We start from the raw sequence: 21,754 nt of genomic DNA, 5'->3' as shown, positions 1-21,754 counted from the left end.
CGGGTACCAGCCCGGAGCCCCTGCTGGTTTTGTTTCTTCGAAAGTAAAAGCGAAGCCATACGCAGCCGCGCTCGGGTTTTCGTCACAGCGCAGGATCGATCCTGCGCTGTGACGGCTTGCGGTGTAGCAGTTGAATCAGACGCCGTTGGACAGCAGCATGTTCCGCACATGGCCAATGGCCTTGGTGGGGTTCAAGCCTTTCGGGCAGACGCTGACGCAGTTCATGATGCCGCGGCAGCGGAATACGCTGAACGGGTCATCCATCGATGCGAGGCGCTCGCTGGTCCGGGTATCGCGGCTGTCGGCCAGGAAACGGTAAGCCTGCAGCAACGCTGCCGGGCCCAGGAACTTGTCGGGGTTCCACCAGAACGACGGGCAGGATGTCGAGCAGCATGCACACAGGATGCACTCGTACAGACCGTCAAGCTTCTCACGCTCTTCCGGAGTCTGCAGACGCTCGATGGCCGGAGCCGGAGTGTCGTTCTGCAGGAACGGCTTCACCTTCTCGTACTGCTTGTAGAAGATGCTCATATCCACGACCAGGTCACGGATGACGGGCAATCCTGGCAGCGGACGCACGATCAACTTGTTACCTTTTACGACAGCGGACAGCGGCGTGATGCACGCCAGGCCGTTCTTGCCGTTGATGTTCATGCCGTCGGAACCGCACACGCCTTCACGGCACGAGCGACGATACGAAAAGCCTTCGTCCTGTTCCTTGATCAAGGCCAGCACGTCCAGCACCATCACATCCTTGCCACCGGTGTCGACCTGGAATTCCTGCATGGACGGCGCTGCGTCCTGATCCGGGTTGTAGCGATAAACACTGACTTGCAACATGACGGCCACCCTCAATAAGTCCGGATTTTCGGTTCGAAAGTCGGAACGGTTTTCGGCGAGAAGTTCACGGCGCGCTTGGCAACACGTTTTTCACCCGGGAAGTACAGGGTGTGGCACAGCCAGTTTTCGTCGTCGCGATCTTCATAGTCTTCACGGGCGTGAGCACCGCGGGACTCTTTGCGATGCTCTGCAGCGATCGCGGTGGCTTCCGCCACTTCCAGCAGGTTCTGCAATTCCAGCGCTTCGATCCGGGCGGTGTTGAAGCCCTGGCTCTTGTCGTTGATCTTGACGTTGGCGATGCGCTCGCGCAGGCCGGCCAGCTGGTCGATACCCTTCTGCATGTACTCGCCGGTACGGAACACACCGAAGTAGTTCTGCATGCAGCTCTGCAGTTCCTTGCGCAGGCTGGCGACGTCTTCGCCGGTAGTCCGCGCATTGAGGCCGTCCAGACGCGCCAAGGCGACTTCCAGATCGGTGTCGCTGGCACGGCGGTAGTCGATGCCTTCGCTCAGTGCCTGCTCCAGGTGCAGGCCGGCGGCGCGGCCGAATACCACCAGGTCGAGCAGCGAGTTGCCACCCAGGCGGTTGGCACCGTGAACCGACACGCAAGCCACTTCGCCTACAGCGAACAGACCAGGGATGATGGCGTCGTTGCCATTGGCATCCTGGGTGATTGCCTGACCGTGGATGTTGGTAGCGACACCCCCCATCATGTAATGACAAGTTGGCACGACAGGAATCGGCGCGGCGGCCGGATCGACGTGGGCAAAGGTCTTGGACAGCTCCATGATGCCCGGCAGGCGGCTGTGCAGCACTTCCTCGCCCAGGTGATCGAGCTTGAGCATCACGTGATCGCCATCGGGACCACAGCCATTGCCGGCGATGATTTCCTTGACCATGGAGCGCGCAACCACGTCACGACCGGCAAGGTCCTTGGCGTTCGGTGCGTAGCGTTCCATGAAACGCTCGCCGTGCTTGTTGATCAGGTAACCGCCTTCACCGCGGCAACCTTCGGTGACCAGTACACCTGCGCCGGCGATGCCGGTCGGGTGGAACTGCCACATCTCGATGTCCTGTACCGGCACACCGGCACGCAGGGCCATGCCGACGCCGTCACCGGTGTTGATCAGGGCGTTGGTGGTGGACGAGTAGATGCGCCCGGCCCCGCCGGTTGCCAATACGGTGGCGTTGGCACGGATGTAGGAGGTTTCGCCAGTTTCGATGCAGATGGCGATCACGCCAACGATCGCACCGTCCTGGTTCTTCACCAGATCGACCGCATAGTATTCGTTCAGGAATACAGTGCCGGCCTTCAGGTTCGCCTGGTAGAGGGTGTGCAGCAAGGCGTGACCGGTACGGTCGGCAGCAGCACAGGTACGTGCCGCCTGGCCGCCCTTGCCGAAGTCCTTGGACTGGCCACCGAACGGACGCTGGTAGATGCGGCCCTGCTCGGTACGCGAGAACGGCAGCCCCATGTGCTCGAGCTCGAAGACGGCCTCCGGGCCTACCGAACACATGTACTCGATAGCGTCCTGGTCACCGATGTAGTCGGAACCCTTGACGGTATCGTACATGTGCCAGCGCCAGTCATCGTTCGGGTCGGCCGAAGCGATGGCGCACGTGATGCCGCCCTGCGCCGACACGGTGTGCGAGCGAGTCGGGAAGACTTTGGTGACAACGGCAGTCTTGTGACCGCCCTGGGCCAGCTGCAGCGCTGCGCGCATGCCGGCACCGCCACCACCAATGATGATGGCGTCGAAGGAAAGCGTACTAATGTTAGCCATGAATCAGATACCCCAAAGAATCTGCACACCCCAGACGAAGTACGCGAACATCGCGACGCCGCATACCGCCTGGAACAGGAAGCGTATAGCCGTGGCCGACTTGCCGAACGACATCGGCGTCAGGTAGTCGGTGGCGATGGTCCACATGCCGACCCAGGCGTGGGCGCCCAGGGCGACCAGGGCCAGGAGGCTGAAGATGCGCATCCAGTTGCTGCTGAACAGCGAGTGCCATTGGGTGTACTCCATGCCTGGATTGGCAATGATGTACCCGATCAGAAACAGAAAATAAGCCGCGAGAACGACCGCAGACACGCGCTGTGCCATCCAGTCATAGAGGCCCGAACGCGAAAGGTTCGTAACGTTGGTTACCATACCCAAACTCCTGCCAGAACGATCAGCACCACCGAGATGATGAGAACGATTTTGGAGCCCAGCTTGCCGCCTTCCAGCGTCTCACCGATGCCCATGTCCATGATCAGGTGGCGCACACCGGCCACCAGGTGATACAGCAAGGCGGACAGCAGGGCCCAGATCACAAACTTGGCCAGCGGGCTGGTCAAATACGCCTTCACCTCGCCGAAGCCTTCCTCGGAGCCCAGGGATTTGCCCAATGCGTACAGCATGAGAGCGATGCCCAGGAACAGGATGACACCGGATATACGATGGAGAATGGACGTGTAAGCAGTGACAGGGAGTTTGATGGTCCTTAGGTCTAGGTTTACAGGTCGTTGGCTATTCACGGCTTTTTTCACACTGAAGAGCCCCTAGCAAGCAGGGCAAGTTGTAGGGAAGTGTACTGGTCAGGTACTCACCACCCAGGGAGTGACGACCCCGTCGAAATGGCTCGGAAAAGCCCCCGGCGGTCGGCTGCCGAGTATAGACAGTTAGGCTACTAATGACAACGCACTCGCAGGTCTCGGACGGCGGATTGCGCAGGCGGGGCAAAAGGCTTGAACGAGTCGGAATTTCGCGAAAAAAGCACGCTCGAAGCCCTCTGGGGCCTCACTTTAAGCAAATTGACATTCGAATTTATCTCACTATAGTGGTGCGGGCCCTGCGTGGGGGGTCTGTCTGATGATTTCAAGCATTAATAGGAGGCCACATGGCTGACAAAAAAGCGCAGTTGATCATCGAGGGCGCAGCCCCCGTCGAGCTGCCGATTTTAACCGGCACCGTTGGTCCCGATGTAATCGACGTCAGGAGTTTGACTGCCACGGGCCGCTTCACTTTCGACCCAGGCTTCATGTCGACCGCTTCGTGCGAGTCGAAGATCACCTACATCGACGGCGATGCCGGAATCCTTCTGCACCGCGGCTATCCGATCGAGCAACTCGCCGAACAATCCGACTACCTTGAAACCTGCTACCTGCTGCTCAACGGCGAATTGCCGACTGCCGAGCAGAAGGCCAAGTTCGTCGGCAACATCAAGAACCACACCATGGTTCACGAGCAGTTGAAGACCTTCTTCAACGGCTTCCGCCGCGATGCCCACCCCATGGCCATCATGTGCGGAGTGGTCGGCGCACTGTCCGCGTTCTACCATGACTCGCTCGACATCAATAACCCTCAGCATCGCGAGATCTCGGCAGTACGCCTGGTAGCCAAGATGCCGACACTGGCAGCCATGGTCTACAAGTACTCCATGGGCCAGCCCATGATGTACCCGCGCAACGATCTTTCGTATGCCGAAAACTTCCTGCACATGATGTTCAACACGCCGTGCGAGATCAAACCGATCAGCCCGGTGCTGGCCAAGGCAATGGATCGCATCTTCATCCTGCACGCCGACCACGAGCAGAATGCGTCCACCTCTACCGTGCGCCTGGCAGGCTCTTCGGGCGCCAACCCGTTCGCCTGCATCGCTGCCGGCATCGCGGCGCTGTGGGGCCCTGCCCACGGCGGTGCCAACGAAGCCGTGCTGACCATGCTCGATGAAATCGGCGATGTTTCCAACATCGACGCCTTCATTGCCAAGGCCAAGGACAAGAACGATCCGTTCAAACTGATGGGCTTCGGCCACCGCGTCTACAAGAACCGCGACCCACGGGCCACGGTGATGAAGCAGACCTGCGACGAAGTATTGAAGGAACTGGGCATCAAGAACGATCCGCAACTCGAACTGGCCATGCGCCTGGAAGAGATCGCCTTGACCGACCCGTACTTCATCGAGCGCTCGCTGTACCCGAACGTCGATTTCTATTCGGGCATCATCCTCAAGGCCATCGGCATTCCAACCAGCATGTTCACGGTGATATTCGCCTTGGCGCGCACCGTTGGCTGGATTTCCCACTGGAAGGAAATGCTCTCGAGCCCGTACAAGATCGGCCGCCCACGCCAGCTGTACACCGGCGAGAAAAGCCGCGACGTCACAGCGCTGGACGACCGTACCTAAGCGTTCGGGTTGCAACGAAAGGCCGCCCTCGGGCGGCCTTTTGCTTTTCTATTGTTCCGCCTTGGCACGCAGCGCCTTGAGGGTGTTGAATGGCGCATCCACGACGAACTTGTTGGCAAGCCAGGAAGGCACGCTGCCGCCAGGCTCGGTGTGCACCTGGTAGATCACCTGGGTCTGATTGGCACCCTGAGGCACCATCTTCCAGAAGCCTTCGACCTGAGCCACGCGCACGAAGCCCTTCTCCTCTGGCACATAGTTTGCCGCCCCGGCCAGGTTGCGGGTAACGCTGCCATCGCTGCCATCCACCGTGGTGATGTGCAACACTGAATCCCTCGGCGTCACCGGCCACGGCGTATTGAACTGGGTGTAGGTCCATGTCTGATCGCCCTGATGCTTGAGCAGCTTTTGCGTCTTGCACTCGTGAATCCAGGTGCACGCGCCGGCGACGTCTTCCTGCATCGCCCGCAGCTTCGCGACGCTGGCCTTGATGACGGTTTCGCCACGATAGGCCTTGTACTTGGAGCCTGCGACCTCGCTCAAGGAGACCTTGATCCCCTCCTCGTCCTTGGCCACCACCCACGGCTCCGCCTGGGCAGACATGTGGACGCTGCCCAGCAGGGCTACCAGCGCTATTGAATGCATCGCTCTCATTGTTGTTGTTCCTTGTTGTCAAGAATGGAGCCCTTGCCTATGCGGTCATCTGCTCCCACCAACCCAGAATGCGCACGGCATCCTGATCGCTGTCACCGCACACCTCAGGATCGGCATTGAACGCCGAGCACACTGCCGGCCGCTCGGGCAGACCGAACAGCGCACAGAGGTTGTCCAGAGATAGCTGCACGCAGCGCTGCCCTGCCGGCTTGCCTAAAGGCATGCCAGGAATAGGCGAACTGATGGAAGGGGCGATACAGCAGGCGCCACAGCCTTCGCGGCATTTCATGACGTCATGACCTCACAGGCACGAAGGGTTGAAGAGCCCCCATGGTAGTGACCAAACGAGCGTTTGAAAATGCCCGCATCGATATTTCAGTCAGCCAAACTGTAACGGCCGATACCGCAACGGGCACTGATCACTGCTTGAAATTGAAGTCCAGCGCCGCACCCTCGACTTCACGACCGTCGCCGCGCCGCTGCAGCTGCAGCTGCATTTCGTTGTTCAGCAGACGACCATTGAGCTGGAAATCCTCATTGCCCTTGTCACTGAAGAAAGCGGGCAGGATGGGCTTGGGCGCACGCTCGGCAAGCGGAGTCGGCTGGACCGCAGCGTTGACAGGCTGAGTCGGCGGTTTGAGGTCCTTGACGATGTCCTTGGGCAGGCTCAGATCCAGCTTGGCCTCAGGCACAGGAGTGGCGATGACGTCCGACTCCTTACGCGAACGGCTTTTGGCCGCCTTCTTGCGAACCGCCGGTTTTTTTGCCACGGCCTTCTTTGCCGGCGCGTCAGTTTTGACGACAGGCTTGTCAGTTTCCGCCGAGCGCGCTGCGGAAGAAGGACTTTCCGACGTTTGTGCCTGAACGCAAGGCACTGCGAAGACGCCTAGATTCAAGCAGAAGACCAGCAATGCAATACGACGCATGGTGTTCATAAGAGCACGGCAACAACGATGAGAGCCCTATGCTCCGCGTTCGCGGTCGAGCTGACAAGCCCCCTGAGCGCTTTCAATAAGAAACTCCTGACTCCTGACACAATTGACGTGCTAGTACACCCAGCGTCGCCAGGGCACGCTCCGCCTCGCGATTCCACGGCACGCCGCAGTTGAGCCGAACGCAGTGGTTGAACTGCTCTGTATTGCTGAAGATCAGCCCCGGGGCAATGCTGATCCCCTGCTCCAGCGCGCGAACGTGCAGTTCCTGGGTATTGACCCGGCCCGGCAGACTGACCCAGAGAATAAATCCACCCGTGGGCCGCGTGATCTGCGTGCCTTCGGGAAAGTGCTGCTGCACGGCCAACTGGAAGGCACTGAGGTTCTTGCGGTACTCCTGACGAATGAATCGCAGATGCCGGTCGTAGCCGCCGTTCTCCAGGTAGCTGGCCACGCCCATCTGCGTGACGCTGCAGGCCGAATGGGTGCTGAACGTCTGCAAGCGCTGGACCTCGGCCTGGTATTTACCGGCAATCATCCAACCGATCCGCACCCCTGGGGAAAGTGTCTTGGAGAAACTCGAGCAGTAGATGACATGCCCCAGCCGATCGAACGCCTTGAGCGCCTTGCTCTTGCCCTGCTCGAACATCAATTCGCCATAGATATCGTCCTCGACGATCTGGATATCGAAGTCTGAAGACAGTCGCAACAGCTGCTTCATGCGCTCCTCGGGCATGGTCCCACCCAATGGATTGCTCAAGCGCGGCGTCAGCACCAGCGCCTTGATCGACCACTGATTGGCGGCCAACTGCAACGCCTCCAGGCTGATACCCGTCGACGGATCGCTGGGGATCTCGATCACCTTGAGCCCGAGCAAGTCCGCCAGTTGCAGCAAACCGTAATAGGTAGGCGACTCGGCCGCAATCAGGTCACCGGGTCGGGTCAGTACGCGCAGGCTCATCTGCAACGCGTCGACGCAACCGTGAGTGATGACGATCTCCGAAGGATCGACCACCACGCCAGCATCGCGCATGCGGATCGCCACCTGCCGGCGCAGCGGCTCGAAGCCTGGGCTGAACATGTAGCTGAACGCACGTGGACTCTGGAATCGGGTGACCTTGGCCAACTGCTGGTGCAATGCCCGTACCGGCAGAAACTCGACATGGGGCACCGCGGCGCCCAACGGAAACACGCCCTCGCGTCGGGACTCATCCAGCACTTGCTGGATGATGCTGCTGCGTGTGACCAACCCCGGCCGCTCCACCCGCGCAATGTCAGGCGTCGGCGCCGTCAGCGCGGGCGTCTGGTGCACGTAGTAGCCAGACTGTGGCCGCGCGCGAATCAACCCCTGGTCCTCGAGGTTGGCGTAGGCCTGCAACACCGTGGCGTGGCTGACATTGAGCTGCGCGCTCATCTTGCGTACCGAAGGCACACGCTCACCTGGCTGATAGACCCCTCGACGGATGTCATCAGCCAACTGTTGGGCAATACGCTGGTAGAGCAAGAGGTTGGTCATGGCGGGATCTCAGATGTGCCACTGGACCCCTACAGATGCAAACTGTACGGGGACAGCTGGCAGAATAGCAGAGCTGATCCTGCAACTGCACTGTCCAGATTCACCTCTCCATCAACCGCGCGGCAACGCCATTTCCCCTTTTGCATTGGAAAAGACGATCTCGACCCGACGGTTCTGCGCCCTGCCCCGCTCCGAAGCGTTTGCATCCACAGGATAGGCGTCGCCATAACCCTGTACCTGAATACGCGACTCATCGATGCCCAAGTCAACCAGCGTGTCGGCTACCGACTGCGCTCGGTCGGTCGACAGCTGCAGGTTGAAGGCTTTTTCACCAGTGTTATCGGTGTAGCCTTCGATACGCACCACGCGCTTGGGATTGAGTTGCAGGAACTGCACGAGCTTGAGGATCGTACGGTTGGCCTGTGGCTTGAGCTGCGCTTCCCCCGTATCGAACAGCACGTCACCCAGTGTCATCACCAGCCCGCGGTCGGCCTCGACATTGGCCAACGCCAGAATCTGCTCTTCCAGCCACTTGCCCTGCTGCTGCACGCTTTCCAGCTTGGAGTCACGCAACGCCAGTTGCAGGCGCTGCTGGTCCATCTGCAGCTTGGTCAGGCGCTGCTGATTGAGCATCTGCTGACTGCGCTCCCGGGCGATCTCGCTGTAGCGCTGGCTCAGGTAGGCATAATGCTGAGCGTCGCTGCCCGTGCCCCAATAGCTGGCGAGCCGCTCGGCGCGGGCCAGCGATTCGCCAGCCCGGATGACATCCTTGGGCGCGCTGCGCAGCACGTTGGAATCATCACGAACCGCCTGAAAGGCAACCTCGGCACGCTGGACGGCCTCGCTATTGGCGCGCTGACCGGTACAGCCTACCGTCACCAAACCGGCCGCCAGCACCAGGCCTATGCGCATTCCCGTCAACTGCTTCACTGCATGTCTCCCAATTGTTTACGCAGGCGCTGGATGCGAGCCTCCAGCACCTTGATCTGCTCCTGCCCCTTGGCAGTCAACAATTGATCTTCCGCAAGACGTGCGTCCAACTCGGCCTGTTCGGCGTTGAGCCGGGCGCTCTTGTAGTTTTCATCGACCATTTGCGCACGCGCCTGGGCAAGTTTGTCGACCGCCATCTTCATGGCCTCGTTGTCGTCTGTGGCGCCAACGGCGCGGGCCTGCTCGACGGTCTGGTCAGCCAGACGCAATTGCTGCGTAGGCGCCGGGTCGTTGGCGCAACCGGCAAGCAGCGCAAGCATCGCGCCTGCGGTCATCGTTTGAATGTTCACGAAAGATTCCTACTGTGGAAGTGCTGCAGGCTTGAGCGATTGCTGGACTTTCCAACGCTCGACATTGCGGGAAAACACCTCGGCAGGTATGCCTGAAGCGGTCAATTCTGTCATTTTTTTCGCCAGCTGTCCGCGCAGCCAGGGATCGTTGCACGCGGAGTCGTGAGACAACGCCAGGTACAACCCCGGCCGGTCGACGGGCAGCTCACTGCTTTGCAGTCGATCGCCCAGGCCCTGTGCCTGAGCCATGGCCGCACCGGAATAGCGTCCGGCGATCACGTATTCGACCTGGCCAAGCACCAGCTTGTCGAAGGCCTGAATCAGATTGTCCGTACTGACCAGCTTCAGATGCTCGGCGGCCAGTGTGGCGAATGCCTGGGTGGGTCGCGCCTTGGCCGAGATCGCCCCGGCGTGGCCGTGAAGATCGGCAAGACTGCGGTAAGTCAGCGGCGTCGATCGCAGGGTCCACACCAGGTAATCGTTCGGGACCAGGGCAGGATGCACATAATCCAGGGATTCAAGCTCGCTGACGTTCAGGGGTGCATCCACCAGCAAGTCCATTCGCCCACTGCGCACCTCTTCCAGCGCCTGTGAACGCTTGCCGGCATAAAGAATGTCGACCTTGACGCCGATCTGGGTCGCCACCTGCTGCAACAGCTCGGCGTTGACGCCGATCAGGCGCTCCGGGTCCTGTGGATCCCGCCATAGATAGGGCGGCGCGTCGGGGCTGCCACTGGCAACCAGTCGCTCGCACTTGCCCGCCCCCTGCGCTGCCAGCGGTAGCAACGCCGCGACCATGCAAAAGCCCGCGCGGCGAAGTCTGCCTTGTCTGGTCATGCTCAACCTCTCCAGCCCATGTCACACGCAAATTCAGATGCAAAAAAGCCCGGTCCCCGCCCGCTGCCCTGTGGGCAACGGACGGCGACCAGGCTTGACTCGACCGCAGCGCAAAGCGCTGGATCAGACCAGCTTTTCCAGCTCGGGAACGGCTTCGAACAAGTCAGCGACCAGGCCATAGTCGGCCACCTGGAAGATCGGCGCCTCTTCGTCCTTGTTGATCGCAACGATCACCTTGGAGTCCTTCATGCCAGCCAGATGCTGGATGGCGCCGGAAATGCCTACCGCGATATACAACTGCGGCGCAACGATCTTGCCGGTCTGGCCGACCTGCATGTCGTTGGGCACGAAGCCGGCGTCCACCGCTGCACGCGACGCACCCACGGCAGCACCCAGCTTGTCGGCCAGGGTGTAGAGGTGCTTGAAGTTGTCGCCATTCTGCATGCCACGGCCGCCGGAGACGACAATCTTCGCCGCGGTCAGCTCGGGACGATCGGACTTGGCCAGCTCTTCGCCAACGAAGCTCGATTTGCCGGTATCGTGAGCTGCACCCACCGCTTCGACAGTTGCTGACCCGCCTTCGGCAGGCACGGCGTCGAAACCGGTGGCACGCACGGTGATGACCTTGATCGCAGCGCTCGATTGCACAGTGGCAATGGCGTTGCCGGCGTAGATCGGACGCTTGAAGGTATCCGGCGACTCGACCGAGATGATCTCGGATATCTGGTCGACGTCCAGCACAGCGGCAACGCGCGGCAGGATGTTCTTGCCGTTGGCGGTCGCAGCGGACAGCACGTGGCTGTAGCCTGAGGCCAGTTCGACGATCAGCGGTGCCACGTTTTCAGGCAACTGGTGCGCGTAGGCGGCATTGTCCGCCACCAGCACCTTGCTCACGCCCGCGATCTTCGCGGCGGCTTGCGCAACGCTGTCGACCTGCACGCCGGCGACCAGCACGTGAATGTCGCCGCCGATCTTCTGCGCGGCAGCCACGGTGTTCAGGGTCGAAGGTGCAACGCCAGTGTTCACCTGACCTTCGGTTACATAATCGGCGATAACCAGGATAGTCATTCAGATTACCTTCGCTTCGTTTTTCAGTTTTTCGACCAGTTCGGCCACCGACTTGACCTTGACACCGGCACTGCGGGTCGCTGGCGCCTCGACCTTGAGGGTCTTGTTGGTGGAGGTCAACGACACGCCGAGCGCCTCGGGCGTGAGCGATTCGAGCGGCTTCTTCTTGGCCTTCATGATGTTGGGCAGGGAAGCGTAGCGCGGCTCGTTCAGACGCAGGTCGGTGGTGACGATGGCCGGCAGGGTCAGGCCAACGGTCTGCAGACCGTCATCGACTTCACGGGTGACATTGAGCTTGTCGCCCGCCACTTCGACCTTGGACGCGAAAGTGCCCTGGGCGTAGCCGCTCAGCGCTGCCAGCATCTGGCCAGTCTGGTTGTTGTCGCTATCGATCGCCTGCTTGCCCAGGATCACCAACTGCGGCTGTTCCTTGTCGACCACCGCCTTGAGCAGCTTGGCCACTGCCAGGGCGTTCAGTTCCTCGGCGTGCTCGACCAGGATGGCGCGGTCGGCGCCTAGGGCCAGCGCGGTGCGCAGTTGCTCCTGAGCGGTGGCCGGGCCGATGGTGACCACGACGATTTCGCTGGCGATGCCTTTCTCTTTCAGGCGGACGGCTTCTTCAACAGCGATTTCGCAGAACGGGTTCATCGACATCTTGACGTTGGCAAGATCAACGCCGGAGTTATCCGCCTTGACGCGAACCTTGACGTTGTAGTCGACCACTCGTTTGACAGCTACAAGAACCTTCATGGATTCCTCGTTACTCTCCGGTGAAAAGAATGTCGCCCAGGCAGACCGGACGATGACGTGGGCGCAAGGGCACCATTGAAACGTTTGCAGCATTGCGTAGTGCTGGCAAAAACCTGATTTTTCAAGACCTTGTCCAACAAAACGGGGCAGCCTTCAACAAGTATGACGTGTAAACTCGACCCGATGGGCGTTCGACATGGATGAATGACCCGTGCCGGGGTCGAGATTCGAGGCATCCTGTACTGCATGCAGGCGCTGCATCGAACATGAAGCTGGCCGTATCTTGACCGCTGAGCCTTGACCGGTCAATACGCGAAACTCACCGGTCACGCCCCCTGGCCACCTTGATTTTACTGGGCTGGAGCAGATTCAAACAAACGTTTGTATTGGACCGGCCAAGTGGTGTAGATATACTGCAGCACGCGTATGCCCTTGCCTGTAGCCGTCCAGACACGGTACTACACGAGCAGATGAACGCAGCACCCAACCGCGACACCCCGGATGACCGTTCCGGACGCTTCACCCATTAGAAAGGCCTGATGAGCCCTGAGTAGGAGAGAACCCGTGGAACGCGAATACATGGAATTCGACGTCGTCGTCGTCGGCGCAGGCCCAGCAGGCCTGTCCGCCGCATGCCGACTGAAGCAGAAAGCCGCCGACGCCGGACAGGAAATCAGCGTCTGCGTGGTTGAAAAAGGCTCCGAGGTCGGTGCTCACATCCTTTCCGGTGCCGTCTTCGAACCGCGGGCGCTCACCGAGCTGTTCCCGGACTGGAAAGCCCTGGGTGCGCCCCTGAACACGCCCGTCACCCGCGACGACATCTTCATCCTGAAGAACGCCGAGAGTGGCACGAAGATCCCCGACGCCTTCGTGCCCAAGACCATGCACAACGAAGGCAATTACATCATCTCCCTGGGCAATCTATGCCGCTGGCTCGCCCAGCAGGCTGAAAACCTGGGTGTCGAGATCTACCCTGGATTTGCCGCACAAGAAGCGCTGATCGACGAAACGGGCGTTGTGCGCGGCATCATCACCGGCGACCTGGGCGTGGATCGCGAAGGCAAGCCTAAAGAAGGGCTGTATACCCCAGGCATGGAACTGCGCGGCAAATACACCCTATTCGCCGAAGGCTGCCGCGGGCACATCGGCAAGCAACTGATCGAACGTTTCAAACTGGACAGCGATGCCGACGCGCAGCATTACGGGATCGGCTTGAAAGAGATCTGGGACATCGATCCTGCCAAGCACCAGCCGGGGCTGGTGGTCCACACCGCCGGCTGGCCGCTGGAAATCATGGGTACCGAGAACACCGGCGGCTCGTTCCTCTATCACCTGGAAAACAATCAGGTGGTGGTCGGCCTCATCGTCGACTTGTCCTACGCCAACCCGTTCCTATCGCCTTTCGACGAGTTCCAGCGACTCAAGCACCATCCGGTCCTCAAGCAGTACCTGGAAGGCGGCAAGCGCGTCAGCTACGGCGCCCGTGCCATCTGCAAGGGCGGCTTCAACTCGCTGCCCAAGATGGTCTTCGCCGGCGGCGCGCTGATCGGTTGCGACCTGGGCACCATGAACTTCTCCAAGATCAAGGGCAGCCACACCGCCATGAAGTCCGGCATGCTCGCTGCCGAAGCGGTGGCCGACGCGCTGTTCCAGGGCTCGGAAGGCGGAGACGTGCTCGACGGCTACGTGTCCGGCTTCAAGGCCAGCTGGCTGTATGAAGAGCTGTTCGCCAGCCGCAACTTCGGGGCTGCCATCCACAAGTGGGGAGCTATCGTCGGCGGCGCGTTCAACTTCGTCGATCAGAACCTCTTCAAGGGCAAGATCCCCTTCACCCTGCACGACAACAAGCCTGACTACGCCTGCATGAAGCTGGCAGCCGACAGCAAGCGCATCGACTACCCCAAGCCCGATGGCAAATTGAGCTTCGACAAACTCAGTTCGGTGTTCATCTCAGGCACCAACCATGAAGAAGAGCAGCCGTGCCACCTCAAGCTCAAGGATCCGAGCATTCCCATCGGCAAGAACCTGCCGCTGTACGACGAGCCAGCCCAGCGCTACTGCCCGGCCGGTGTCTATGAAGTGGTCACCCAGGAAGACGGTGCCAAGCGCTTCCAGATCAACGCGCAGAATTGCGTGCACTGCAAGACGTGCGACATCAAGGATCCTTCGCAGAACATCGTCTGGGTGGCACCCGAAGGCTCGGGTGGACCGACTTACCCGAACATGTAACTTCTCACCCACGGCAGGAGCGGATATGCCCAAGACCACGATGTTCGACCTCGACGGCAGAATAGCGCTGGTCTCCGGCGCCAGCCGTGGGATCGGCGAGTCCATTGCCCGATTGCTGGCGCAGCAGGGTGCACATGTGATCGTCGTCAGTCGCAGGCTGGACGGCTGCCAGCGTGTCGCCGACAGCATCAACGCTGGCGGCGACCAGGCTACCGCGATGGCCTGCCACATTGGCGAAACCGAGCAGATTCAGGACTTGTTCGCACGCATCCGCGCAACCTTCGGTCACCTGGACATCCTGGTCAACAATGCCGCCACCAACCCCCAGTTCGGCAGCGTCCTGGATGTCGACCTGGGCGCTTTCCAAAAGACCGTAGACGTCAATGTCCGCGGTTACTTCTTCATGTCGGTCGAAGCCGGCAAGTTGATGCGCGAACACGGTGGTGGCAGCATCATCAACGTGGCGTCGATCAACGGCGTGTCACCCGGTGTGTTCCAAGGCGTCTATTCCATGACCAAGGCTGCGGTGATCAACATGACCAAGGCGTTCGCCAAGGAATGCGCCTGCTTCAACATCCGCTGCAATGCGTTGCTACCGGGCCTGACCGACACCCGTTTCGCTTCCGCACTGGTCGAGAACCAGGCGATCCTCAAGACCGCGCTCGCGCAGATTCCGCTCAAGCGTGTGGCCCAGCCTGAAGAAATGGCCGGGGCGGTGCTGTACCTCGCCAGCTCGGCTTCCAGCTACACCACAGGAACCGCCCTGAACGTGGACGGTGGCTTTCTCTGCTGAATACTTAGACCCTGGGATCCGCAGGCGCCTTCGCGGGCGCCGCGTATTTGGGCTTGAGGTGACCTTCGCCATCCAGTAACCAGGCATCCATGATCTCGCGCACCACGGGACCTGCGACGCGCCCGCCCGCCTCGCCGTTCTCGATCATCACCGCCACCACGATCTTCGGCCGGTCGGCCGGCGCAAAGCCCACGAACAGCGCGTTGTCACGGTTGCGCTCCAAGGTCTTGAGACGGTTGTAGCGCTCACCCTGCTTGATCGCAACCACTTGGGCCGTACCCGACTTGCCCGCGATGCGATACTGCGCACCGGCGGCAGCCTGCCGCGCAATGCCGCGCGGATCGTGCATGACGAGTTGCATGCCGTGGTTGACCTGATCCCATTCGCGGTTGTCACGCAGCACGATATTGGGGATCGGGTTGTCGTCCACCGGCGCCAGCCCGCCTACGGTTTCAGCCAGGTGCGGCCGACGCCAAACGCCCTTGCTGGCGATCAGCGTGGTGGCCTGGGCCAGTTGCAACGGTGTGACCTGCATGTAGCCCTGGCCAATGCCCAGGATCAGCGTCTCACCGGGGAACCACGCCTGACGTCGGGTCGCGCGCTTCCACTGCTGCGACGGCATCAAGCCAGGCGCTTCCTCGAACATGTCCAGCGACACCTTCTGACCCAGGCCGAAGCGGGTCATGTAGTCGTGCATGCGGTCCACACCGAGCTTGTGCGCCAGGTCATAGAAATAGGTGTCGTTGGAACGCATGATGGCGGCGTCCATGTCCACCCAGCCATCGCCCGTGCGGTTCCAGTTGCGGTACTTGTGGTCGTAGTTGGGCAGTTCGTAGTAACCGGGGTCGAAGACCCGAGACTGCGGCGTGACCGCACCCGTATCCAGGCCGGCAATCGCCACTTCCGGTTTGATCGTCGAGCCAGGTGCGTACAGACCCCGCAGGACGCGATTGAACAGCGGCCGGTCGATGGAATCGCGCAACGCCGCATATTCCTTGAAGCTGATCCCGGTGACAAAAAGATTGGGATCGAAGCTGGGCTTGCTGACCATGGCCAGTACGTCACCGGTTTCCGGATCGATGCACACCACCGCCCCACGCCGATCGCCCAGCGCCTTCTCGGCGGCTTCCTGCAGGTGCACATCCAGGCTCAGTACGATGTTCTTGCCCGGCACCGGATCGTGGTGGTTGAGCACCCGCATGACCCGTCCCTGAGCATTGGTCTCGACCTCTTCATAGCCCACCTGGCCATGCAGCTCCGTTTCATAGAAGCGCTCGACACCGGTCTTGCCCACCGACTGCGTGCCGCGGTATTGCGTCTGATCGAGCGTCTTGGATTCCTTCTCGTTGATTCGCCCTACGTAGCCGACCGAGTGCGCGAAATGCTCCTTGCGCGGATACTCACGTACGAACTGAGGCTCTACATCGATGCCCGGTAGCAGAAATTGATTCACCGCGATCTTGGCGATCTGGTTCTCGTTCAGTTCATACATCAAGGTGACGGGTTCGAAGGGATGGCGTACACGCTTCAAGTCCTTGTCGAACTGCTTGCGCGCCTCATCGCTCAGCTCCAGCACCTTCACCACCTCATCGAGCACCTGCGCGGTATTGCCGGCGCGCTCGCGGGTCAGAGTCAGATTGAAACTGGGTCGGTTATCGGCCAATACCACGCCATTGCGGTCGTAGATCACCCCACGCTCCGGCGGGATCGGCAGCACGTGCACCCGGTTGTTTTCGGATACCGTGGAGTTGTAGGCGAACTCGATAACCTGCAGGAAGTACAGACGCCCTACCAAGGCAATGCTCAAGGCCAGCACCAGCAACGCGCAGGCGATCAACCGACGGTTGACCAGGCCTTGTTCCTTGCCATGGTCTTTGAGAGGAATGGGCTGGGGCATGCGGACCGCTCTGAAAAAGCGCCGATGGTAACCAAGCAGGCCCCTGCCCTCAAGCGCCAACTCCCTCGGGCTGACCAAGGGAGCCGGGTAAGGCGTGTATCAGGTACGGTCCTGAGGCAGACGCACCTGGCGCTTAGTACTGACGAAAATACCCCAGCTGGACATGAACAGCGCCGCGATCAACGGGCCGATCACGAAACCGTTGAGGCCAAACACCGCCAAGCCACCCAGTGTCGATACCAGAATGAGGTAATCCGGCATCTTCGTGTCCTTGCCGACCAGAACCGGACGCAACACGTTGTCGACCATGCCGATCACCAGAATACCGAACAGGGTCAACGTCACCCCCTGCCAGATATAACCGCTCAACAGGAAGTAGGCCGCCACCGGCGCCCAGACGATGCCGGCCCCGACGGCAGGCAACAGCGACAGGAAAGCCATGAGTACAGCCCACAGCAACGCGCTGGGAATATCGAGGAACCAGAAGATCACCCCACCCAAGGCACCTTGCGTAACGGCCACCAGCAGGTTGCCCTTCACCGTGGCACGCACCACACGGTTGAACTTCAACTGCAGACGGCGCTTCTGTTGCTCGGCCAATGGAATGGCCGTACGGATCTTGCGCGACAGTTCAGGGCCATCACGCAGGAAGAAGAACAGCAAGTACAGCATGATGCCGAAGCTGATCACGAAATCCAGCGTGCCCTGGCCGAAGCTGAATGCCTGAGTCGCAAAATATTGACTGCCCTGCATGGCGCCCTTGGCAACTTTGTCGCGCACGCCTTCGAGATCGCCCATGCCCATGCGATCGAGCAATTGTTGCCCGGAGGCCGGAAGCAGCTGCTTGAACTGATCGATATAACCCGCCACGTCCAGTTGGCCACTTTCGATATTCTTGTAGAGCACCGCGCCTTCTTGCACCAACAGCGCGCTGATGATGATCACCGGCAGGATCGCTATAAGCAGCGCCGTGGTCAGCGTGACCAGCGAACTGATGTTGCGACGCCGGTTCAATTTCATCATCACCAGTCGTTGCAAAGGCGCAAATACGATACCCAGGATCACGGCCCAGAATACCGCGCCGTAATAAGGCAGAAGAATCCAGATGAAAGCGATGGTGACGAGGATCAACAGTAACAACAGGGTTTTGTTTTGCAGGTTGGTTTCGTTCATGTCCGATCCATGTCGATAAGCTACAGAACCGTCATTCGGCCCTGTGGGTTAGTCCTCCCAGCCGCCTGCGAGTTTAGTCATCGGCAAGATAAATCCGCGTTAAACGCGTTTATCCAACTCGACCGCTACGCGCAGCCCACCTAGCGGACTTTCCGACAGCTGCAAACGAGCCGACCAGCTTTCCACGATGTCACGAACGATACCCAGCCCCAGACCATGCCCGTCGACCTGCTCGTCCAGGCGAGAGCCGCGATCCAGCACCGCCTGACGTGCGTCCTCGGGTATCCCCGGACCGTCGTCGTCCACCCAGATACTGTACCCCTGTGCGTGCTCGACGATGGTCAGGCAGACCTGCGCGTCCGCCCACTTGCAGGCGTTGTCGAGCAGGTTGCCCAACAGCTCCAGCACGTCCTCGCGATCCCACGGTAGACGCACATGCGCGGCCACCTCGTAGCTCAGGTTCAAATGCCCGCCGTGAATCATCTCCAGAGTCGCGAACAGACCCGGAATCTCTTCTGCGCAATCGAACTGAACACCCGGCAGCGCATCGCCTGCCAAGCGCGCACGATTGAGCTCACGGCTCAGCCGCAATTGGATGTGCTCCAACTGCTCCCGCAACAGCCGACCAACCTCGGGATGGTCACGCAGCCGCTCACTGCTCGCCAGACTCAACAGCACCGCCATGGGCGTCTTCAGCGCGTGCCCAAGATTGCCCAGGGCATTACGCGAACGCTTGAGACTGTCTTCGGTATGCAGCAAGAGATGGTTGATCTGCGCCACTAGCGGCTCAAGCTCTGCCGGAACTTCGCTGTCCAGTTGCGACCGCTGCCCGAGCTGCAACTGGGCAATCTGCTCCCGGGTTCGCTCAAGTGGCTTGAGCGAGCGTTTGACCGTGATGCGTTGCAATACGAGCACCGCAATCAATGCGGCCAGACCCATTCCCAGGCCAATCTGACGTACCCGCTGAAAGCTTGTGCGAACGGGTGTGTAGTCCTGAGCCACGATAATGGACAGTGGCTGGCCGAGCCGACGGTAGTCAGCCCGCAACACCAGCAGCAGTTGACCTTCGGGACCCAGCTTCAAACCTGAATACAACCCCGACTGCTCGGGCACCGGCAGCTCGAGATCCCACAGCGAGCGGGACCGCCAGTGGCCCTCGGGAAAGTCTATGCGGAAATAATGCCCGGAGAACGGACGTTCGTAGGCAGGAGAAATACGATGTTGATCCAGCTGCAAACCCTGCGGCCCCCGCTGCATGGCCACCAGAAGGTTTTCACTTTCGTTGCGCAGCCCCGCTTCCAGGTAGCGCTGCAGACCCATTTCGAACAGCCACAAACTCAACTGCGCAAGCACCAGGCCAACCACGACCAGAACGCTGATCAGTCCGACGCTCAATCGCGCCTGGATGGATCTCACTGCACGACCCCGGCAAAACGGTAGCCCTGTCCTCGCCGCGTTTCGATCACACTGCGACCCAGCTTGCGCCGCAGGTGATTGACGTGCACTTCCAGCACGTTCGAATCGCGCTCGGTCTCGCCATCATACAGATGATCGGCCAAATGGCCCTTGGACAGGATTTGGTCGGGGTGAAGCATGAAATAGCGCAGCAGCCGGAACTCTGCAGCGGTGAGCTGTATATCGACTCCGGCCTGCAATACGCATTGGCGACCTTCGTCCAGATGCAGACCCGCCGCTTCCAGACGCGGCATGTTCGACAGACCTCGCGCCCGCCGCACCAACGCCTGGGCACGCAACTGAAGTTCTTCAGGGTGAAACGGCTTGGTCAGGTAGTCATCGGCGCCTGCTTTCAAACCTTCGATACGCTCGGCCCATGAGCCACGCGCGGTCAGAATGAGCACCGGGGTGGAAAGGTTCGCCGCTCGCCACTGAGCCAACACTTCCAGCCCAGGCAGGCCAGGCAATCCTAGATCGAGGATGATCAAATCATAAGGTTCGGACTGCCCCTGATAGACCGCGTCTCGACCGTCCGCCAGCCAATCCACGGCGTACCCCTGGCGACTGAGGCTGGCGCTCAGCTCATCGGCCAGAGGAACGTTGTCTTCCACCAACAGCAAGCGCATCAGTCATCTTCCTCGTCTTTGAGCAAATCACCTGTAGCCGCATCCAATTTGATCTCGCGAACGACACCTGCCGTGGTCAGCAGCTCGACTTCATAGACCAGCTTCTGCTGCTTTTCTTCGAGTTCAGCCTCCAGCAGGCGAGCACCGGGATAACGCGCCATGGCCTGGCCTAGCAGTTGTTCGAGGGGCAGAATCACACCCTCCTGTCTGAGTCGCAGCGCCTCATCCTGATCTAAATCTCGAGCCACTGCCAACGAGCAGAACGCCAGCAGCCCGACCATCAGTGCGCGACCCGCTGGCGGTATGTTCATTAGGTATCCTGATGATCTTTGAGCACTTGACCAGTGGTTGCATCGAGCTCTACATCCCACTCGACGCCCTTGCTGTCGCGCAGTTCGACTTGATAGATGTATTTACCGTATTCCTCTTCCAGCTCGGTCTCGTGAACAGTGCCGCCTGGATGTTTCGCCAATGCTGCAGCATTGAGCTTCTCGAAGGACTGGATGGTACCAGCATCGCGCAAGCGAAGCGCTTCGTCCGGGCCAAGATCTTTGGCCTGAGCACTGACGGCAACGAAACTCATGGAAGAAGCCAGAAGCAAAGCAGTCAACGTTTTCATTCAGTTCACCTTGTGTATGTGTGAGGTATGTATGGTGTACGAGAGACACAATACCGAAGGCGACTTAACTCAAACTTAATGGCACAACGCTAGCCTCCAAATGATCGCGGTGTTGCAGCACGCTCTGCCCCACCGTGCGTCAGCCGGCTGGATCGATCCCACCACGCTCCCCATGCACACTTACCGTCCAGGTTGGACACCTGATAAACTGCAGCACTGACTTGCCTACAAATTGGAACAAACGTGGAAATTTTCAAGGAATTCACTTTCGAGTCTGCCCATCGGCTTCCTCACGTACCCGAGGGACACAAATGCGGTCGCTTGCATGGCCATTCCTTCAAGGTCGCGATCTATCTTAAGGGCGACGTTGATCCCCATACCGGCTGGATCCGAGACTTTTCCGAAATCAAGGCGATATTCAAGCCGCTGTACGAGCGTCTCGACCACAACTATCTGAATGATCTTCCCGGCCTGGAGAATCCCACCAGCGAGAACCTCGCCAAATGGATCTGGCATGAGCTCAAACCGCTATTGCCCGAATTGTCCAAGATCCGTATCCACGAAACCTGCACGAGCGGCTGCGAGTACACCGGCGACTGACCGGCATGCTACGAAAAACCACCCTGCTGGGTGGTTTTTTTTGCGTGCGGATCAGTGTTTTTTTGCTTCGAGAAAGACAAAACCCCTACCTGCTCACGCAGATAGGGGTTTCGGAATTGAATCTTGACGATGACCTACTCTCACATGGGGAAACCCCACACTACCATCGGCGATGCATCGTTTCACTGCTGAGTTCGGGATGGGATCAGGTGGTTCCAATGCTCTATGGTCGTCAAGAAATTCTGTAGCCGGGATGCCCTTTGGGAGGCACTCCAGCGAATCGGGTATGTGATATTTGTGGGTTGTCTTGCT

Annotated in this window: 23 protein-coding genes and 1 rRNA gene; 4 read left to right on the top strand and 20 right to left on the bottom strand. The window is 59.9% G+C overall.

What is annotated here, in order from left to right; genetic code table 11:
• Positions 1-135 precede the first annotated feature (135 nt).
• Genes QMX89_RS13210 through sdhC form a run of 4 tightly spaced genes read right to left on the bottom strand, consistent with a single transcriptional unit; the run spans position 136 to position 3,376 of the window.
• Positions 136-840: a succinate dehydrogenase iron-sulfur subunit gene (locus QMX89_RS13210; protein ID WP_043193659.1), complete on the bottom strand. Its 705-nt coding sequence runs from the start codon at positions 838-840 to the stop codon at positions 136-138.
• A gap of 11 nt (positions 841-851) precedes the next feature.
• Positions 852-2,624, bottom strand: coding sequence for a succinate dehydrogenase flavoprotein subunit (gene sdhA / locus QMX89_RS13205; protein WP_049859854.1), 1,773 nt, complete (start codon positions 2,622-2,624; stop codon positions 852-854).
• A gap of 3 nt (positions 2,625-2,627) precedes the next feature.
• Entirely contained in the window at positions 2,628-2,996 is a 369-nt protein-coding gene (gene sdhD, locus QMX89_RS13200) for a succinate dehydrogenase, hydrophobic membrane anchor protein (RefSeq protein ID WP_049859853.1), read from the bottom strand.
• On the bottom strand, positions 2,990-3,376 hold the full coding sequence (gene sdhC / locus QMX89_RS13195) for a succinate dehydrogenase, cytochrome b556 subunit (RefSeq protein WP_177327952.1): 387 nt from the start codon (positions 3,374-3,376) through the stop codon (positions 2,990-2,992). The genes sdhD and sdhC overlap by 7 nt, the downstream gene beginning before the upstream one ends.
• A gap of 350 nt (positions 3,377-3,726) precedes the next feature.
• Here sdhC and gltA point away from each other — a divergent pair, with 350 nt between their 5' ends.
• Positions 3,727-5,016 (top strand): citrate synthase, encoded by a 1,290-nt coding sequence (gltA, locus tag QMX89_RS13190; RefSeq protein WP_049859852.1) that lies wholly within the window; start codon positions 3,727-3,729, stop codon positions 5,014-5,016.
• Positions 5,017-5,064: 48 nt separating this feature from the next.
• Here gltA and QMX89_RS13185 read toward each other — a convergent pair whose 3' ends face one another.
• The 9 genes from QMX89_RS13185 to QMX89_RS13145 all read right to left on the bottom strand — a co-directional run bounded on the left by QMX89_RS13185 (position 5,065) and on the right by QMX89_RS13145 (position 12,050).
• On the bottom strand, positions 5,065-5,667 hold the full coding sequence (locus tag QMX89_RS13185) for an START domain-containing protein (protein WP_049859851.1): 603 nt from the start codon (positions 5,665-5,667) through the stop codon (positions 5,065-5,067).
• A gap of 37 nt (positions 5,668-5,704) precedes the next feature.
• Complete coding sequence (locus QMX89_RS13180; protein ID WP_049859850.1) at positions 5,705-5,956, bottom strand: YkgJ family cysteine cluster protein; 252 nt, start codon at positions 5,954-5,956, stop codon at positions 5,705-5,707.
• A 130-nt stretch (positions 5,957-6,086) separates the two neighbouring features.
• Positions 6,087-6,437, bottom strand: a complete 351-nt coding sequence (locus tag QMX89_RS13175) for a translation initiation factor 2 (RefSeq protein ID WP_282348556.1) — start codon at positions 6,435-6,437, stop codon at positions 6,087-6,089.
• Between the two features lie 238 nt (positions 6,438-6,675).
• Positions 6,676-8,115: a PLP-dependent aminotransferase family protein gene (locus tag QMX89_RS13170; RefSeq protein ID WP_056842215.1), complete on the bottom strand. Its 1,440-nt coding sequence runs from the start codon at positions 8,113-8,115 to the stop codon at positions 6,676-6,678.
• Between the two features lie 111 nt (positions 8,116-8,226).
• Entirely contained in the window at positions 8,227-9,027 is an 801-nt protein-coding gene (locus QMX89_RS13165; protein WP_049859848.1) for an OmpA family protein, read from the bottom strand.
• Positions 9,028-9,041: 14 nt separating this feature from the next.
• Positions 9,042-9,380, bottom strand: coding sequence for a DUF4398 domain-containing protein (locus tag QMX89_RS13160; protein ID WP_282348595.1), 339 nt, complete (start codon positions 9,378-9,380; stop codon positions 9,042-9,044).
• A gap of 24 nt (positions 9,381-9,404) precedes the next feature.
• Positions 9,405-10,193, bottom strand: a complete 789-nt coding sequence (locus tag QMX89_RS13155) for a transporter substrate-binding domain-containing protein (RefSeq protein ID WP_282348593.1) — start codon at positions 10,191-10,193, stop codon at positions 9,405-9,407.
• Between the two features lie 162 nt (positions 10,194-10,355).
• Positions 10,356-11,300 carry an FAD-binding protein gene (locus QMX89_RS13150; protein ID WP_282348555.1) on the bottom strand — a complete coding sequence of 315 codons (945 nt, stop codon included), beginning with the start codon at positions 11,298-11,300 and terminating at the stop codon, positions 10,356-10,358.
• The gene (locus tag QMX89_RS13145; RefSeq protein ID WP_282348553.1) at positions 11,301-12,050 is read right to left on the bottom strand and encodes an electron transfer flavoprotein subunit beta/FixA family protein; all 750 of its coding nucleotides are present in this window, start codon (positions 12,048-12,050) and stop codon (positions 11,301-11,303) included.
• A gap of 564 nt (positions 12,051-12,614) precedes the next feature.
• Here QMX89_RS13145 and QMX89_RS13140 point away from each other — a divergent pair.
• Both QMX89_RS13140 and QMX89_RS13135 read left to right on the top strand, forming a co-directional pair.
• Positions 12,615-14,279 carry an electron transfer flavoprotein-ubiquinone oxidoreductase gene (locus QMX89_RS13140; protein ID WP_282348552.1) on the top strand — a complete coding sequence of 555 codons (1,665 nt, stop codon included), beginning with the start codon at positions 12,615-12,617 and terminating at the stop codon, positions 14,277-14,279.
• A gap of 25 nt (positions 14,280-14,304) precedes the next feature.
• Entirely contained in the window at positions 14,305-15,072 is a 768-nt protein-coding gene (locus QMX89_RS13135; protein ID WP_282348551.1) for an SDR family oxidoreductase, read from the top strand.
• A 4-nt stretch (positions 15,073-15,076) separates the two neighbouring features.
• Here QMX89_RS13135 and mrdA read toward each other — a convergent pair whose 3' ends face one another.
• The 6 genes from mrdA to QMX89_RS13105 form a co-directional block, all read right to left on the bottom strand.
• Positions 15,077-16,969, bottom strand: coding sequence for a penicillin-binding protein 2 (mrdA, locus tag QMX89_RS13130; RefSeq protein ID WP_282348550.1), 1,893 nt, complete (start codon positions 16,967-16,969; stop codon positions 15,077-15,079).
• Positions 16,970-17,068: 99 nt separating this feature from the next.
• Complete coding sequence (locus QMX89_RS13125; RefSeq protein ID WP_049859840.1) at positions 17,069-18,142, bottom strand: AI-2E family transporter; 1,074 nt, start codon at positions 18,140-18,142, stop codon at positions 17,069-17,071.
• A 99-nt stretch (positions 18,143-18,241) separates the two neighbouring features.
• Complete coding sequence (locus QMX89_RS13120) at positions 18,242-19,558, bottom strand: ATP-binding protein (RefSeq protein WP_282348549.1); 1,317 nt, start codon at positions 19,556-19,558, stop codon at positions 18,242-18,244.
• The gene (locus QMX89_RS13115; protein ID WP_056842207.1) at positions 19,555-20,223 is read right to left on the bottom strand and encodes a response regulator transcription factor; all 669 of its coding nucleotides are present in this window, start codon (positions 20,221-20,223) and stop codon (positions 19,555-19,557) included. The genes QMX89_RS13120 and QMX89_RS13115 overlap by 4 nt, the downstream gene beginning before the upstream one ends.
• Positions 20,223-20,534, bottom strand: coding sequence for a PepSY domain-containing protein (locus QMX89_RS13110; RefSeq protein WP_049859837.1), 312 nt, complete (start codon positions 20,532-20,534; stop codon positions 20,223-20,225). The genes QMX89_RS13115 and QMX89_RS13110 overlap by 1 nt, the downstream gene beginning before the upstream one ends.
• The gene (locus QMX89_RS13105) at positions 20,534-20,842 is read right to left on the bottom strand and encodes a PepSY domain-containing protein (RefSeq protein ID WP_049859836.1); all 309 of its coding nucleotides are present in this window, start codon (positions 20,840-20,842) and stop codon (positions 20,534-20,536) included. Before QMX89_RS13105 ends, QMX89_RS13110 begins: the two co-directional genes overlap by 1 nt.
• A 243-nt stretch (positions 20,843-21,085) precedes the next feature.
• Here QMX89_RS13105 and queD point away from each other — a divergent pair, with 243 nt between their 5' ends.
• Positions 21,086-21,442 (top strand): 6-carboxytetrahydropterin synthase QueD, encoded by a 357-nt coding sequence (gene queD, locus QMX89_RS13100; RefSeq protein ID WP_090359068.1) that lies wholly within the window; start codon positions 21,086-21,088, stop codon positions 21,440-21,442.
• A gap of 121 nt (positions 21,443-21,563) precedes the next feature.
• Here the strand turns inward: queD and rrf are convergent.
• A 5S ribosomal RNA gene (gene rrf / locus QMX89_RS13095) occupies positions 21,564-21,679 on the bottom strand.
• Between the last annotated feature and the right edge of the window lie 75 nt (positions 21,680-21,754).

The organism is Pseudomonas sp. PS01301, assembly GCF_029960215.1.
Lineage (GTDB): Bacteria > Pseudomonadota > Gammaproteobacteria > Pseudomonadales > Pseudomonadaceae > Aquipseudomonas > Aquipseudomonas coleopterorum.
This window is presented reverse-complemented; position numbering and strand designations above follow the sequence as displayed.